Source organism: Streptomyces sp. NPDC048496 (assembly GCF_043200055.1).
In the GTDB taxonomy this organism is placed as follows: Bacteria; Actinomycetota; Actinomycetes; order Streptomycetales; family Streptomycetaceae; genus Streptomyces.
Map to the genome: position 1 here is coordinate 38,515 of NZ_JBICXB010000034.1, position 14,486 is coordinate 53,000.

12 protein-coding genes are annotated in these 14,486 nt (G+C 69.0%); 6 read left to right on the forward strand and 6 right to left on the reverse strand.

The annotated features are described in order from the left end of the window. The first annotated feature begins 19 nt into the window (after positions 1-19). The 3 genes from ACGFSA_RS25580 (at position 20) to ACGFSA_RS25590 (ending at position 2,142) form a co-directional block, all read left to right on the forward strand. Entirely contained in the window at positions 20-1,177 is a 1,158-nt protein-coding gene (locus tag ACGFSA_RS25580; protein WP_366692006.1) for an acyl-CoA dehydrogenase, read from the forward strand. Positions 1,178-1,391: 214 nt separating this feature from the next. Then, positions 1,392-1,517 (forward strand): DUF397 domain-containing protein, encoded by a 126-nt coding sequence (locus ACGFSA_RS25585; protein WP_393308013.1) that lies wholly within the window; start codon positions 1,392-1,394, stop codon positions 1,515-1,517. Between the two features lie 151 nt (positions 1,518-1,668). Further along, positions 1,669-2,142, forward strand: coding sequence for a hypothetical protein (locus ACGFSA_RS25590; protein ID WP_393307949.1), 474 nt, complete (start codon positions 1,669-1,671; stop codon positions 2,140-2,142). A gap of 93 nt (positions 2,143-2,235) precedes the next feature. On the opposite strand, the gene ACGFSA_RS25595 is transcribed toward ACGFSA_RS25590, so the two are convergent. Continuing rightward, positions 2,236-3,546, reverse strand: a complete 1,311-nt coding sequence (locus ACGFSA_RS25595) for an LCP family protein (protein WP_393307951.1) — start codon at positions 3,544-3,546, stop codon at positions 2,236-2,238. 120 nt (positions 3,547-3,666) lie between these two features. On the opposite strand from ACGFSA_RS25595, the gene ACGFSA_RS25600 reads away from it, so the two are divergent. Beyond that, entirely contained in the window at positions 3,667-4,215 is a 549-nt protein-coding gene (locus ACGFSA_RS25600) for an acyl-CoA thioesterase (RefSeq protein WP_393307953.1), read from the forward strand. Between the two features lie 69 nt (positions 4,216-4,284). Here ACGFSA_RS25600 and ACGFSA_RS25605 read toward each other — a convergent pair whose 3' ends face one another. After that, entirely contained in the window at positions 4,285-5,649 is a 1,365-nt protein-coding gene (locus ACGFSA_RS25605) for an LCP family protein (protein ID WP_393307955.1), read from the reverse strand. 272 nt (positions 5,650-5,921) lie between these two features. On the opposite strand from ACGFSA_RS25605, the gene ACGFSA_RS25610 reads away from it, so the two are divergent. Continuing rightward, positions 5,922-6,935, forward strand: a complete 1,014-nt coding sequence (locus tag ACGFSA_RS25610) for a glycosyltransferase family 2 protein (protein WP_393307957.1) — start codon at positions 5,922-5,924, stop codon at positions 6,933-6,935. A 70-nt stretch (positions 6,936-7,005) separates the two neighbouring features. Here ACGFSA_RS25610 and ACGFSA_RS25615 read toward each other — a convergent pair whose 3' ends face one another. The 4 genes from ACGFSA_RS25615 to ACGFSA_RS25630 form a co-directional block, all read right to left on the reverse strand. After that, a complete protein-coding gene (locus ACGFSA_RS25615) occupies positions 7,006-8,679 on the reverse strand; it encodes an LCP family protein (RefSeq protein ID WP_393307959.1) in 1,674 nt (557 codons plus the stop codon). A 50-nt stretch (positions 8,680-8,729) separates the two neighbouring features. Further along, a complete protein-coding gene (locus ACGFSA_RS25620; RefSeq protein ID WP_393307961.1) occupies positions 8,730-10,505 on the reverse strand; it encodes an LCP family protein in 1,776 nt (591 codons plus the stop codon). Positions 10,506-10,729: 224 nt separating this feature from the next. Continuing rightward, positions 10,730-12,010: an LCP family protein gene (locus ACGFSA_RS25625; protein ID WP_393307963.1), complete on the reverse strand. Its 1,281-nt coding sequence runs from the start codon at positions 12,008-12,010 to the stop codon at positions 10,730-10,732. A 153-nt stretch (positions 12,011-12,163) separates the two neighbouring features. Beyond that, positions 12,164-12,928: a TIGR03089 family protein gene (locus ACGFSA_RS25630; protein WP_393307965.1), complete on the reverse strand. Its 765-nt coding sequence runs from the start codon at positions 12,926-12,928 to the stop codon at positions 12,164-12,166. Between the two features lie 138 nt (positions 12,929-13,066). Here ACGFSA_RS25630 and ACGFSA_RS25635 point away from each other — a divergent pair, with 138 nt between their 5' ends. Beyond that, on the forward strand, positions 13,067-14,413 hold the full coding sequence (locus ACGFSA_RS25635) for a peptidoglycan recognition protein (protein WP_393307967.1): 1,347 nt from the start codon (positions 13,067-13,069) through the stop codon (positions 14,411-14,413). The last annotated feature ends 73 nt before the right edge of the window (positions 14,414-14,486 follow it).

Consider the following 14,486-nt stretch of genomic DNA (forward strand, 5'->3'; position numbering starts at 1 on the left):
CCCTGGGGGAGTGAGAGTCTTGACGGGTTCCACCGATTTCGACCTGTACCGTCCGGCTGAGGAGCACGACATGCTCCGCGAGACGGTCCGTGCGCTCGCCGAGGCGAAGATCGCCCCGTTCGCTGCGGCGGTCGACGAGGAGGCCCGCTTCCCGCAGGAGGCGCTGGACGCCCTGGTCGCCTCCGAGCTGCAGGCCGTGCACGTCCCCGAGGAGTACGGCGGCGCCGGTGCAGACGCCCTCGCCACTGTGATCGTGATCGAGGAGGTGGCCCGCGTCTGCGCCTCCTCCTCCCTGATCCCGGCCGTGAACAAGCTGGGCTCGCTCCCGCTGATCCTCTCCGGCTCCGAGGCGCTGAAGAAGAAGTACCTCGGCCCGCTCGCCAAGGGCGACGCGATGTTCTCGTACTGCCTCTCCGAGCCCGACGCGGGCTCCGACGCCGCCGGCATGAAAACCAAGGCCGTCCGCGACGGCGACTTCTGGGTCCTCAACGGCGTGAAGCGCTGGATCACCAACGCGGGCGTCTCCGAGTACTACACGGTGATGGCCGTCACCGACCCGACCAAGCGCTCCAAGGGCATCTCGGCCTTCGTCGTGGAGAAGTCGGACGAGGGCGTCTCCTTCGGCGCCCCGGAGAAGAAGCTCGGCATCAAGGGCTCCCCGACCCGCGAGGTCTACTTCGACAACGTCCGTATCCCTGCCGACCGCATGATCGGCGAGGAGGGCACCGGCTTCGCCACGGCGATGAAGACCCTGGACCACACCCGCATCACGATCGCGGCCCAGGCCCTCGGTATCGCGCAGGGCGCCCTCGACTACGCCAAGGGCTATGTTCAGGAGCGCAAGCAGTTCGGCAAGCCGATCGGCGACTTCCAGGGCGTCCAGTTCATGCTCGCCGACATGGCGATGAAGCTGGAGGCGGCCCGCCAGCTCACCTACTCCGCCGCCGCCAAGTCCGAGCGCCTCGACAGCGACCTCACCTTCTTCGGCGCTGCGGCCAAGTGCTTCGCCTCCGACGTCGCGATGGAGATCACCACGGACGCGGTCCAGCTGCTCGGCGGCTACGGCTACACGCGGGACTACCCGGTGGAGCGGATGATGCGCGACGCCAAGATCACGCAGATTTATGAAGGCACGAACCAGGTTCAGCGGATCGTCATGGCGAGGAACCTGCCGTAGCGGTTATTGCCTTGGCGTCCGGCCCCCGATGTGCACATCGGGGGCCGGACGTGTGTATGCGGCCAAGAGGCTGCGCGAGACGGGCCGGCCGGGCCGTAGCCGGCGGGGCGGCGGTTACTCCATCAGAGGTTGAGCAAGAACGGCATGCACGTCGGAAGTGGGGCACGGATGAGCGTGGATGGGACCGGTGCGGAGCGCGGGGACGGCGGGGCGGATGAGCCCGGCTGGGACGTCGTCTGACACGGTCCACGTCCGCGACTCCAAGAACGCCGGTGGCCCTCGATCCGCCGTACGGCTTGCCGCGTGGGCGGAGTTCGTGACGTACGCGTCCAGGAGCTGAGGCCTGTGCACCCGTGGTCTGAGCCCGGTTGATCCGGGCATCGGGGCACGGTGTTGGACGATTGGGGCACTCTCACCTGCGGCGGACAGCGGCGGGGCAGGGCCCGCAGCGGATCGTAACGTTGGCGTCCCATGGCGTACCTTCCCCTTCCATGACCGACATCACCGCACTCACCGGCCTGTTCACCGCGCTCGGTGCCGACGACGCGGAGGGCTGGGCCGAATCCGAGGCCGAGGAGAACATTCCGCAGCTCGCCCGCTACCGGTTCCTGCGGATGGTCTGGCAGGACATTGACGGGTGGAGTACGGCGGCGCCCGACTGGGTCGAGGCCTACCGGAAGGACGGGCTCGCCGCTGGCGCCGTCGAACGGGCGCTGGCCCTCGGTCTGACCCCCGGCGACCTGGGGGAGATAGCCCGTGAGGTAGCGAAGGAGACCGCGTTCGGCCTTCTCTACGGACTGGCCGACCCGGCGGACGGCGACCTTCCGGCCGAGATCGAACAGAAGCTGCCCGGCTGGTGTCTGGCCGAGCTGACACCGCAGGGCGAGCCAACCGGACGGATTCTGGACGCGCTGTACGAGGACCTGGACGAGGTCGAGCCGCAAGGGCCCGCCGGAGGCGTGTGATGACCGCGTTCGACGTGAGCGAGCGGCGGATCCGGGCCGGGCATGACGCGGGGCCCGTACGGCGAACCGTCCGGGCCCCGCGTCCGCCTGCCGTCAGTTACCGGAGACGGTGACCTTCTCGTCGTTGTTGAGCTGCTCCACCAACTGCTTGACCTTGGCCTTGTCCCAGACCAGGTTCCCGTGCGTGGAGCCGGAGATCGGCATGTTCATGGACTTGCCGTCGCCGCCCGTGACGCCCTTCATTGCGAAGAACATGTTGCCCAGGTTCCACAGCGACATGTCCTTGTCGACGATCAGAGTGTCGAGACCGGCGCCCATCGTGGGGTACAGCTTGAACGGGTTGAGGATCGTGGACGGTGTCGCCGTCTGGCTCGCCAGCGCCGCGAGGAACTTCTGCTGGTTCTTCGTACGGTCCAGGTCGCTGCCCGCGAAGGCGTACCGGGTCCGCACGAAGGCGAGGGACTGCTCGCCGTTGAGGGTCTGCTTGCCGGCCTGGAAATCGGCGCCGGAGTTCTTGTCCTTGAACGCCTTGGGGATGTCGAGCTCCACCCCACCGATCGCGTCGACGATCTTGGCGAAGCCGCCGAAGCCGATCTCGACGTAGTGGTCGATGTGCAGCCCGGTGTTGAACTCGACGGTACGGACCAGCAGTTCGGGTCCGTCCTCGGCGTATGCGGCGTTCAGCTTGGTGAAGCGGCCGCGGCCCGGGTAGAGCTTGCCGGAGTCGGAGCCCTTGTACGAGGGGATCTCGACGTTCGAGTCGCGCGGCAGCGAAACCAGCGTCGGGCCGTTCGAGCCGTCGTGCAGGATCATCATCGAGTCGGTCCGCTTGCCCTCGGCCGAGCCGGTGTGGAGCCTCTTCTTGTCCTCGGCCGTCATGCCCGCGCGGCTGTCGGAGCCGACGATCAGATAGTTGGTGCCGTCGCCCTGGTGCGGTCGCTCGATCACCTTGGAGAGGTCGACCTCACGCTTGAGCTTGGAGTCGGCCCAGAAGTACGTGCCGATGGAGACGGCCAGCACCACGACCACGAGGGTCAGGGCGCCTATCTTTATCCGGCGGCGCCAGTCCGGCGCCGGCCTCCCCTGGACGTAACCGCCGTCACCCCGGCCGCCGCCGTGACCGTAGCCACCGCCGTTGCCGCCGCCGTAGACCTGCCCCGTGTTGTAACCGCCGCCGTACCCTGCGCCGTCGTCATAGCCGCCGGAGTACTGCGGTGCCTCGGGCTGACGCTGTCGCGGCGCCGTCGGTCGCTGCTGAGGCGGCGCGGGACGCTGCTGAGGCGGCGCGGGGCGCCGCTGGACGTGCCGCATGACACGGGCGCTCTCGGGCTGGGCGCTGTCACTGCCCCGCCCGTAGTGGTCGTTGCGGTCGTCGTCGGTCCACCCACCGGGCCTGTCGCTCATGCGGTCCAGTGTGCAGTCCGGGCGTGCCCGTATTACAGGGGGTGTGAGATATCGGCCCGGGGCTGTTGCGAAGCTGATGCAATGTCCGCGGCCCAGGACCCCCCGCATAAGGTGGACGGTATGACAGATCAGGCCTCACGCCCGGAGGGCGACATTCCGGGCAAGTCGACTGCGGCGTCCCGGACCACCCTCAGCCACATCATGACCGGCAGCGACACCAATCTGCTGGGTACGGTGCACGGCGGCGTGATCATGAAACTGGTCGACGACGCGGCGGGCGCCGTGGCCGGCCGGCACTCCGGCGGACCCGCGGTCACGGCCTCGATGGACGAGATGGTCTTCCTGGAGCCGGTCCGCGTCGGTGACCTTGTTCACGTCCGTGCCCAGGTGAACTGGACCGGCCGTTCCTCGATGGAGGTCGGTGTCCGGGTCATGGCCGAGCGGTGGAACGAATCGACCCCGGCCCAGCAGGTCGGCAGCGCGTATCTGGTGTTCGCGGCGGTCGACGGGGACGGCAAGCCGCGCCCCGTACCGCAGGTGATACCCGAGACGGAGCGCGACAAGCGGCGTTACCAGGAGGCGCAGATCCGGCGTACGCACCGGCTGGCCCGGCGCCGCGCGATCAAGGAACTGCGCGAGAAGCGCGCGGCGGACGGCATCGAGGACTGACGGCGGGGCGCCCTCCCCGGCAGCCCCGGGCGGGCCACCGCCCCGGGGCTCCGCCGGCGGAGCGCCTCGTTACGGGCACGCCACCTGGTCGCCCGTGACCGCGGCGAACGCGCCCCGGTGCGTGTCCTCGGCCCGTACCCGCTCGACCTTGCCGAAGTCCGCTCCCGTCGTCACCTTCATCGTCGCGCCCTGCCCCTTGACTGCCCGCAGCTCGGCCCCCGGCAGCGCCGCCGCCAGCGACTTCGCCGACTGGTCCCACCTCGGGTCGTACTCGACCAGGGTGTGTTTCAGTTGCCGCGGTGCCCCGTTGAGCGGGGCCCGTGTCGTACGGAAGCCGGTGGCGCGCAGGGCGTCGTCGGCCGTCCTGCCGAGGCCGTCCATCGGGGTCCCGTTGTAGACCTGGACCCGGATCTGCTGCGGCGCGACATCGACGGTCTTCGCGGCTGCCTGCTCCGGCCGCTTCACCGCGAGGGGCTTGTCGTCACGCAGCGCCTGGAAAAGCTTGGTCGACTTCTCCGGATCCCACTTGACCGTCGAGCCGATGCCCTTGACCGGATAGGAGGGATCGCTGATCGGTACGGAGGTGAACTCCGACGACGCCGCGGTGAAGCCGCGCATCGCCTGGCCGAGGTCCAGCATCTGCTCCGTGCCGAACCCCTTGTCGGCCCGGACCGAATGGAGCATCGTCGAGGCGATGTCCCGGAACTTCACCGGGTTCAGCAGCACACCGCTGCTGGTCGTCTGGTTGATCAGCGAGGCGAGAAACCTCTGCTGGCGCTGGATCCGGCCCAGGTCCGCGGCCCCGTCGACATGGCGCGAGCGCACGTACTGGAGCGCCTGCCCGCCGTTCAGCCGGTGGGTGCCTGCGGCGAGATCGAGACCGGTGTACGAGTCCTTCATCGGCCGGGTGGTGCAGATCTGCACCCCGCCCAGGGTGTCGACCGTCTTCATGAAGCTGGTGAAGTCGACCTCCAGATAGTGGTCGATCTTGATGCCGGTCATGTCCTCGACGGTCTGCACGGTCAGATTCGGCCCGCCCTCCGCGTAGGCGGCGTTCAGCTTCACCGGGTGGGCGGCGTGCTCGGCGCCGGTGTTCCGGTCGCGGTGTTCCGGGATCTCGGCGTAGCTGTCGCGCGGCAGGGAGACGATGCTCGCGCGTTCCTTGTCCGCCGACAGATGCACCAGCATGATCGTGTCGGTGCAGTAGCAGGGCGCACCGCCCAGCCGGTACTTCTTCTTCTCGTCCTTGCTGATGCTCTCGCGGCCGTCGGTGCCGACGAGCAGCAGATTCGTGCCGTTCCCGGCCCGCGGTCGGTTCTTCATGTCCTTGAACGGGTCGATGCGGTCGATCCCGGTCTCCAGATTGGTCACCACCGCGTGACCGATCCCGCCGGCGCCGAGCACCAGCACGGACAGACCGGTCGCGACCCGCATGCCCCAGCGGGGCCTCTCGTCCTGCTTTCTCGGCCTGAGCTGCGGGGGAGCGGCGCGGGGGCGCGGCGGACAGGGGGAGCGGTGCGGTGTGGGCACGGGGGGACCTCCGCGGTGCAAGGGGGATCGTTCGCACAGTAGGCCCGTACGATCTCCATACCGGGAAGCGGCCTTGCGGCGCGCGCCCGGGTCCCCCATTCGCGGTAACGTGGCGGCCGAAACGCCGCCTCCTGGGGTGAGAACCCCCGGCGCCCCGAGGACCCCCCGAGGACCACATGTCTGCCGCGCAGTACCCCGCCGTCTCCGTGATCATGCCGGTGCTCAATGAGGAACGCCATCTCAGGAACTCCGTCCGGCACATCCTGGAGCAGGAGTACGCCGGCGAGATGGAGGTCGTGATCGCGCTCGGCCCGTCCACGGACCGTACGGACGAGATCGCTGCCGAGCTGGTACGGGAGGACTCCCGGGTCCACACCGTGCCGAACCCGACCGGCCGTACCCCGGCAGCGCTCAACGCTGCGATCAAGGCCTCCTCGCACCCCATCGTGGTGCGGGTCGACGGCCACGGCATGCTCTCGCCGAACTACATCGCGACCGCCGTCCGCCTCCTGGAGGAGACCGGCGCACAGAACGTCGGCGGCATCATGCACGCCGAGGGCGAGAACGCCTGGGAGGACGCCGTCGCCGCGGCCATGACATCGAAGATCGGCGTCGGCAACGCGGCCTTCCACACCGGCGGCCAGGCGGGCCCGGCCGAGACCGTCTACCTCGGCGTGTTCCGCCGCGAGGCGCTGGAGAAGGCGGACGGGTACAACGTGGAGTTCATCCGCGCCCAGGACTGGGAGCTGAACTTCCGGATCCGCGAGGCGGGCGGACTGATCTGGTTCTCGCCGGAGCTGAAGGTGCAGTACCGGCCGCGTCCCTCGGTGAAGGCGCTGGCCAAGCAGTACAAGGACTACGGCCGCTGGCGCCATGTCGTCGCCCGCTACCACTCCGGCTCGATCAACCTGCGCTACCTCGCCCCGCCGACCGCGGTCTGCGCGATCGCGGCGGGCCTCGTGGTCGGCGCGGCCGTCACCCCGTGGGCGTTCGTCGTCCCGGCCGGCTATGTCGCCGCCATCGTCGCCGGGTCCCTCCCGGCGGGCAAGGGCCTGTCGCTGAAGGCGCGGGCCCAGATCCCGGTGGCTCTCGCGACGATGCACATGTCATGGGGGTTCGGCTTCCTGACCAGCCCGCGCTCGCTGGCGAAGAAGGTCATGGCCAGCCGGCGCCCGGCCGTCACCGTATAGCCGCCGACACGGTGTGGGGGCCTTCCGATGAGTCGGAAGGCCCCCACCGTGCGTTGTGCCCGGTCCGGCGCTACCAGCCGAAGCCCGGCTGGATGTCCATGCAGGCCGTTTCGTCGTCGCCGTTCAGGGCGCGGGCGCTCTCCGGAGTCTTCTCCGCGGCGCTCGGCGCGGAGTAGTCCCCGTCCTCGCGCCAGTCGGCCCCCACGGTCAGCGTGATGCCCGAGACATCGGTCGACTTCTTCACCGCCGTCAGCGGGATACCGAGCGCCTTGGCGACGGCCTGGGCATTGCCCTCCATGTCCACGCTGGGGAAGAGTACCCCGGTGCGTGCCGTCGCTTCGGTGTGCTGGGTGTCGACCTCGGCCTGGGTGAAGCCCTTGCCGGTCAGCAGTTCCTGGACCGCCGTGGCGCGGCCCTTGACCGGGTACTCGGTGTCGGTGCGCGTTCCGTTGCGGACGCTGACCGGGATCTCGGCGACGGGCGACGTGGGCTCCTTGGCCGTAGGGGCCTTGCGCTTGGACGCCTTGCCGTCGAGCGGGACGTCGTCGCGGACCATCTGGAACAGCTGATCGGCGTCGACGGGCATGGGGAACACCCGGCCCTTGTTCACACCCGTTCCGTAGACGTTCGGCATCGTCGTCATCGTGATGCGCTTGGTGGGCGCCTTTTTGAGCTCGCCCGCGAGGTCGTACAGCTTCTTGACCGTGTCGAGGCCCTTGTCGACCGTCAGCGCCTTGGTCGCCGCCTCGGCGAGGTCCATCAGCTTGCCCGGGTCGGTGAGCTTGGTTCCCTTGCGCAGCTCACGGACCATCGAGTTCATGTACATGTGCTGGGCGTGGGTGCGGCCGAGGTCGGTGCCGTCCTCGAAGCCGTAGCGGGTCCGCAGCCACTGGAGGGCCTGCTTGCCCTTGACCTTGGTGGTGCCCTCCTCCAGCTTCAGCCCGGATCCCTTGCCGTCGCGCGTGTGGGAGTAGACGTTGCCCTTGACACAGACGGGGACGCCGCCGATCGCGTCGGCCATCGAGACCACACCGGCGAAGTCGATCATCATGAAGTGGTCGATGGTGATGCCGGTCAACTCGTACCAGGTGGCCACGGTGCACCCCGGACCGCCGCGGCCGAGCGTCTCATTGGTCATCGCCAGGCCGGTGGTTGCGGGGTAGACGTGATCGGTCTTCGGATCGGTGCACTTCGGGATCTGCAGCAGCGTGTCGCGCGGCATGCTGATCACCGACATGTTGCTGCGGTCCGCGGAGAGGTGGAGCAGCATCTGCACATCGGCCAGCGGCGGCGCCCCGAAGGTGTCCTTGGCCCCGCCGAGCTTCTGGTTCTCCTTGGAGTCCCGCGCGTCCGAGCCGATGAGCAGGATGTTCAGCGGGGTCTGACCGGCGGCATTGGCCTTGTGATCGGCCATCTTCTTGTCGCCGAGCGTCAGGTCGGCCTTCTTGAGGTTGCCGTTGAGGTGCTCGTAGTAGAGGTATCCGGCGCCCGCGCCGCCGAGTATGACCAGTGCGAGTACGTACGCGACCCAGCGCAGTATGCGGCGCTTTCCGCGTTTCCCGTGCCGGTGCGACGTGCCGCGGCGACGCCCGCCGTGACCCGGCCCCTCCCGGTCCGCGCCGGTACCCCGGCCGTCCCGGCCCGGGGCCGGGCCGTTCGTGTACAGGTCGTCGTCCCAGCCGAGTTGCCCGGCGTGCCGGACGCGTGGTCGCGTTCCCTCCCCGGGTGTGCTGCTCCGTCCCACCAGGACCCCCCCTGCTGCTCAGACTCGTGGTTTGGCGCAGTGACCCGGTGTCACTTCGCGCACTCCGCCTTGGCGGCGTTTGCCAGCGGTATGTCTGCCGGCGCCTTTGCCGGTCCGGTGATGGGCACTCCCGCGCCCTTGAAGTCCGCGCCCAGGGTCAGGACCATCGCCTGGAGTCCCTCTGCGTCAGTGGTGCCCTTCTTCAGGGCCGAGCCGGGCAGCCCCATCATGGCGGCGAGTGCGCGGGCCTGGTCCGCCTGGTTGGGGGCGTACTCGAGCGTCGTCTTGGAGATCTTCGCCGGGGCGTTGGCCTTGTTGGTGGACTTGAGTACGCCCTGGTTGTTCTGCAGCCACGTGACCGTCTCCTGCGCGGCACCCGCCCGGTCGCCGCCGTTGAAGACATCGACACGTACATCGGCGGCAGCGGCCTTGGTCCCCTTGAGTTGTGCGTCCTGCTTGCTCTTGGCGGCCTTCTTCTGGTTCTTCACCTCGGTCAGCGAGGTGTCCTCGCGCATCATCGCGAAGAGCTGGTCCGCCTTCTGCGGTTGCAGCACCACCGTGATGGGCTTCGGCTCGGCCGGGTTGTCTATCACCGGGGCCGTCACGAAGGTGATGTTCTTGGTGTCGACCTTGCTGAGCTCCTGGGCCAGCGACACCAGCTTCTTCCCCGTGCCGATGGGCTTGTCGACCGTGAGAGCCTTGGTCGCCGCGTTCGCCAGGTCGTACAGCTTCGTCGGGCTGGTCAGGGTGTCGTCCGACTTCATCTGCCGGATCATCGAGCCGATGAACTGCTGCTGCACCTTGATCCGGTCGAGGTCGCTCTGGTTGCCGAAGCTGTGCCGGGTGCGGACGAACGCGAGCGCGTCCTCGCCCTGAACCTTGCTCTCACCGGCCGGCAGGTCCAGGTGCGAGTCCTTGTCCTTGACCGGGTGTGCCAGGCAGACCTTGACGCCGCCGACCGCCGTGGACAGCTCCTTCACCGCGTTGAAGTCGACCATCATGAAATGGTCGACCTTCAGGCCGGTGATCTCCTCGACGGTACGCATGGTGCAGCCCGGGTCGCGCCCGTCCTGGCCCAGGCTGGTGTTGAACCGGATGTTCCGCGTCCCCGGAATGACCTTCTTCGTGCCGTCCGGCAGCGTGGTTTCGCAGTCCGGGATGTTGGTGATCAGGTCGCGGGGGATGCTCAGCGCCGTCGCGTTGGTCCGGTCCTTGGAGACGTGGAAGAGGATGTTGGTGTCGGCGTGACCGACGCTGCCCTTGTCGCCGTACCCCTCATTGCCCTTACCGGTCCGCTTGTCGGTGCCGATGATCAGGATGTTGAGGGGTGCGTCGGAGGTGACGTTCTTGTTTCCGACGTCACCGGTGTCGATAGTGCTCAGGTTGCTGTTGAAGTGCTGGTACAGCGCGTAGGCGCCGATCGAGAGGCCGACGAGCACGAAGGCCATCCCGCCGCCCGTCCAGATGAGCGCCTTCTTGCCGCGGGACTTGGGCTGCTTGCGCTTGCGCCGGCCCGCGGTGTCCGGACCGGAACCTTCCTGCCCGCGCGGGCCATTGGCCGTACGACGGCCACGCTGTGCCGGCACCTCGCGGCGCGGCCCGTCGCCCCGGCCGCCGCCGTCAGGCGGACCGCTTCTGCGTTCGCCACCGCCCTCACGAACCGCACCCGCACGCCTGGAACCACGCTGCCCTGGAGGGGTCGGCATGCGGCTCGAATCCCCTCCGGATTGGGTCAGTCGCAATTCGTAATCGCCGGTCTGCGGGTTGAGGACCCACTGGTCTGCGGGGTCGATTTCGTCCGCCCGCCCACGACTTTGCGCATCCACGGTTGCTTGAGTCCTCCGTCGGTGCCACGCGAGGCGCCTCCCCCGAACAAGGCGCTCGTTCTTTCGCTCCAGCAGTGCGCGACCTGACGGCCGGAAGCACCGGATCGCGTCACACTATCCGCCAAGTTCGGCGTCGAGCGACGGGCGTGACAAATTCCACGCACCTTACAACCGGTCATTCTGCCCATTGCGCGCCGATCGTCGACAACTCCTTGGCCATTGCTTTACCCCTTACACAGATCCGCGGCCGCGTTGTTGCCCGAATAGGTGGGTGTGGGGGTCGGGCTCGTGGACTCCGAGGCGTGCCCGGTCCCGTTCTTCCTGCGTGCCAACTCCTCCTCCGGGACCACCGTGACAGGGGCGTCCTGGCGCAGCTGCTCGAAGAGCTTGGCCGCGTCGGGCTGGACGAGTTCGTCCCGGTTCGGGTCGGCGGCGTACGGCTGCCGTGGCACGGTCAGGAACTGCACCTTGTCGGTCGGTACGTCGCGCACGCCGCGCACCAGCGCGTACAGGTCCTTGAGGCTGTCCAGGCCGGGGTCCGTGGTCAGCGACTTGGTGGCCGCGTCCAGCACCGGATAGAGGCGGGTCGGGTTGAGCAGGACGCCATCGCTCTGCACCTTGTTCACCAGCGCGCCGAGGAAACGTTGCTGGCGGTCCATCCGGTCGGTGTCGCTCCCGTTGCCGAGGGACTTGCGGGCCCGTACGTAACCCAGTGCCTCCTCGCCGTCGAGCTTCTGGCGTCCCGCGCGCAGCTTCACGTGCGCGTCGGGGTCGTCGATCGGCTCCTTGAGACAGACCTCGACACCGTCCACCGCGTCGACCATGTCCTTGAAGCCGTTGAAGTCGACGACCATGTAGTGGTCTATACGGATCCCGGTCATCAGTTCGACCGTACGGATCGTGCAGGCGGTGCCGCCGAACTCGAAGGCCCAGTTGAACTGGGCGAATTGCTTGGCGGTCCGCTTTCCGTCCGATGTGCGGCACCTGGGGATCTCCGCCATCAGATCGCGCGGGAGGGACATCGCGGTGGCGCTCTTCCGGTCCGCGGGGAGGTGCAGCAGGATCGTGGTGTCCGAGCGCTGGCTGCCGCCGTAGGAGCGACCGTACTCGCGGTTGTCACCGGCGCGGCTGTCGGAGCCGATGAGCAGGATGTTCTGCGCCTTGTGCACGACGGACGGCGGGCGCTCCTTCTCGTACGCGCGCAGTTCGGCGGCCACCGACGTGTCCGTCCTGATGTTGCCGTCGAGCTTCCGGTACAGCCACCAGCCGGCGCCGGCGGCCACCAGGACGAGGAACGAGGTGGCGAGCGCGACCCAGCGCAGCCAGTGGCGCCTGCGCCGGGCGGGGACGGCCCCGTCCCGCCACCGCACGCGGGAGGCTTCCCCGTCCGGCCCGTCCTGCGACTTGTCCTGCGAATCGGCCCTCGACGTGTCCTCGTCCTTGTCCGCGGCCGAGTGGTCGGGGTCCGGCGGCGTGCCGGCATTTTCGGTCACGTCTGCGTCCATCCTTCACGTTCGGCAGCGCGCTGGGCCGCCGGTCGCAGGAGTAGACGGCTGAACCCCACGCTTGGTTGTGCCCAGGGCCTGTACCGCTGATCATGTACCGGAGTTGAGGCGCAGGCCCGGGGGCTCGGCCCGCTGTGGGCCGTACGAGTGCGCTCAGAGTGCCGGTCGTACCGCGGTGTTGGTGACCCGCTCACTCTCGATGCGCTTGGCGAGCCCGTCCTCGTCCAGCCGGTCCGGATGACGGCACAGAACCACCGAGCCACCGGTGGCCAGCGGCGCGTACAGCCCGGCGCTGAGCCCTTCCCAGGTGTCGTAGGTGTGCCCCGTCAGCAGCCGCGATCCGGGCGTCAGACCCAGCTCCGCACCGTCCTCGCGGGCGCGCGCGACCAGTTGTGCCGACGTCAGCGCGACATCGCCGACGGTCAGTGCGGGCGCGTCCGGGTCCACCGGCGCGAACGGTGCGAACCGGTCGCCCTGGCCCGGTACCTCCACGGCATAGTCCGCGAAGCCCTCGGGCGGCTGCGGGAACCGGCCGCCCAGCGGACGCAGGGCCAGCGCGACGCGCTCGCCGCGGCAGGCGCGCGCCGCGTCCAGCGTGTCCGGACCGGTCACGACGAGGTCGGCGGCGGCGGGGTCACCCTGCACATCGGCGACGACGCCGACCGAGGAGCAGGCGAGCAGCCAGACCGCGGACTGCCAGTGCGCGGGCAGCAGGAGGGCGAGCCGGTCGCCGGGTTCCGCGGCCAGGTCGCCCTGCAGCAGATTGGCTGTCTTGGCCACCCAATTGGCGAAGGTGGCCACCGACAGTTCGACCCGTTCTCCGGTGGCGTCGTCGTAGAAAGTGACCATGGGGCGGGCCGGGTCCGCGGCGAGCGCGGAACGCAGCAGGTCGGCAGGGGTGCGGTCGCTGGCGTTCATCCGCGCAAGGGTACGCGGCCGCGTCGGACGGGACCGGGTGCCACAGGTGTCGCGTACACCGGTTCGGCAGACGGCTCGTCAATTACTGGGAGATATCCCAGTAGCCGGAGTTGTCGGATTGTGCCCAGGATCGTTCGTATGCGTGCCTTCATTGCATCCGCCATTGGTGTCACCTGCTCGGCAGTCCTCGTCCTGCCGCTTGCCGCGCCCGCGGGCGCCGCCCCCGACACCACCGTCACCGCAGGGACCGAGGCCGCCGACCCCGTCGAGGTCCCCGGGTCGACCCAGTCCCTGCCACTCACTGCGCTGCCCACCGCGTCCACGCGGGCGACCGGCGCCCCCACGGAGGCCGCCGCCACCGCCGAACAGGGCCTGCCGCGTCGCGACGTCCACCCCTTCTCCCTGGTCGGTGTCGTCTGGGACGACGCCGACGTGGAACTCAACGGCACCGTCCAGGTCCGCACCCGTGCCACCGGCACCACCCACTGGTCGGACTGGCAGGAGCTGGAGACCCACAACGTCGAGCACGGCGCCGACCCCGGCACCGCCGAACGCGACTCCGGGACCGTCCGCGGCTCCACCGCTCCGCTCTGGGTCGGTGACTCCGACGGCGTCGAGGTCCGGGTGAGCCCCGAAGTGACCGACGTACGGGACCGGGGCAGCGGCGCAAGCGTCCCGCTGCCCGACGGGTTGCGGCTCGAACTCGTCGACCCGGGCAAGGACCCTCGACAACTCCCCGCCGCCGGCCCGGGAGCCGCAGCCGGCGGCGGGGACAGTCGTGCCCCGTCCCCCGAAGCCCTGGTTCTCCCCGCGCTGAGCAAGGCGCAGACCGAGGCGGAGAGCGAGGCCGAGGACGACGTCGCCCCGGGCTCCAAGCCGTACATCGGCCCCCGCCCGAGCATCATCACCCGCAAGGGCTGGGGTGCCGACGAGAAGCTCCGCGAGAGCACCTTCGTGTACACGAAGTCCGTCAAGGCCGCCTTCATCCATCACACCGCCACGGGCAACAGCTACACGTGTGCGCAAGCGGCCTCGGTCCTTCGCGGTATCTACCGCTACCACGTCGAGAGCAGCGGCTGGCGCGACATCGGCTACAACTTCGCCGTCGACAAGTGCGGAACCATCTACGAAGGACGCGCCGGAGGCGTGACGAAGGCCGTCCAGGGCGCGCACACTCTCGGTTTCAACGCCGACAGCATGGGCATTGCGGTGCTCGGAACCTTCACCACGTCCAGGCCGCCCACTGCGGTGGTGAACTCCGTCGCCGCGCTCACCGCCTGGAAGCTCGGCCTGTTCGGCGCCGACCCCAGTGGCAGCACCACGCTCGTCTCCGGCGGCGGCAACCGGTTCAAGAAGGGGACGAAGGTCAAACTCAAGGTCATCTCCGGCCACCGGGACGGCTTCGTCACCGAATGCCCGGGAGCACGCCTCTACGAGAAGCTCGGCACGGCCCGGACCACCTCCGCCCTTCTGCAAGGCCGCTGACGACCCGCCGCTGCGGACTGCTGCGGGGCTGCCGGACGGTGCTGAACCGCCCGGTCTGCATACACTGGCCAGC

Coding starts and splice junctions, on each gene's coding strand:
- ACGFSA_RS25585 (WP_393308013.1), top strand. CDS start 1,392: ATGAGCCCGGCTGGGACGTCGTCTGACACGGTCCACGTCCGCGACTCC.
- ACGFSA_RS25595 (WP_393307951.1), bottom strand. CDS start 3,546: ATGAGCGACAGGCCCGGTGGGTGGACCGACGACGACCGCAACGACCAC.
- ACGFSA_RS25630 (WP_393307965.1), bottom strand. CDS start 12,928: ATGAACGCCAGCGACCGCACCCCTGCCGACCTGCTGCGTTCCGCGCTC.
- ACGFSA_RS25600 (WP_393307953.1), top strand. CDS start 3,667: ATGACAGATCAGGCCTCACGCCCGGAGGGCGACATTCCGGGCAAGTCG.
- ACGFSA_RS25605 (WP_393307955.1), bottom strand. CDS start 5,649: ATGCGGGTCGCGACCGGTCTGTCCGTGCTGGTGCTCGGCGCCGGCGGG.
- ACGFSA_RS25610 (WP_393307957.1), top strand. CDS start 5,922: ATGTCTGCCGCGCAGTACCCCGCCGTCTCCGTGATCATGCCGGTGCTC.
- ACGFSA_RS25590 (WP_393307949.1), top strand. CDS start 1,669: ATGACCGACATCACCGCACTCACCGGCCTGTTCACCGCGCTCGGTGCC.
- ACGFSA_RS25635 (WP_393307967.1), top strand. CDS start 13,067: ATGCGTGCCTTCATTGCATCCGCCATTGGTGTCACCTGCTCGGCAGTC.
- ACGFSA_RS25625 (WP_393307963.1), bottom strand. CDS start 12,010: ATGGACGCAGACGTGACCGAAAATGCCGGCACGCCGCCGGACCCCGAC.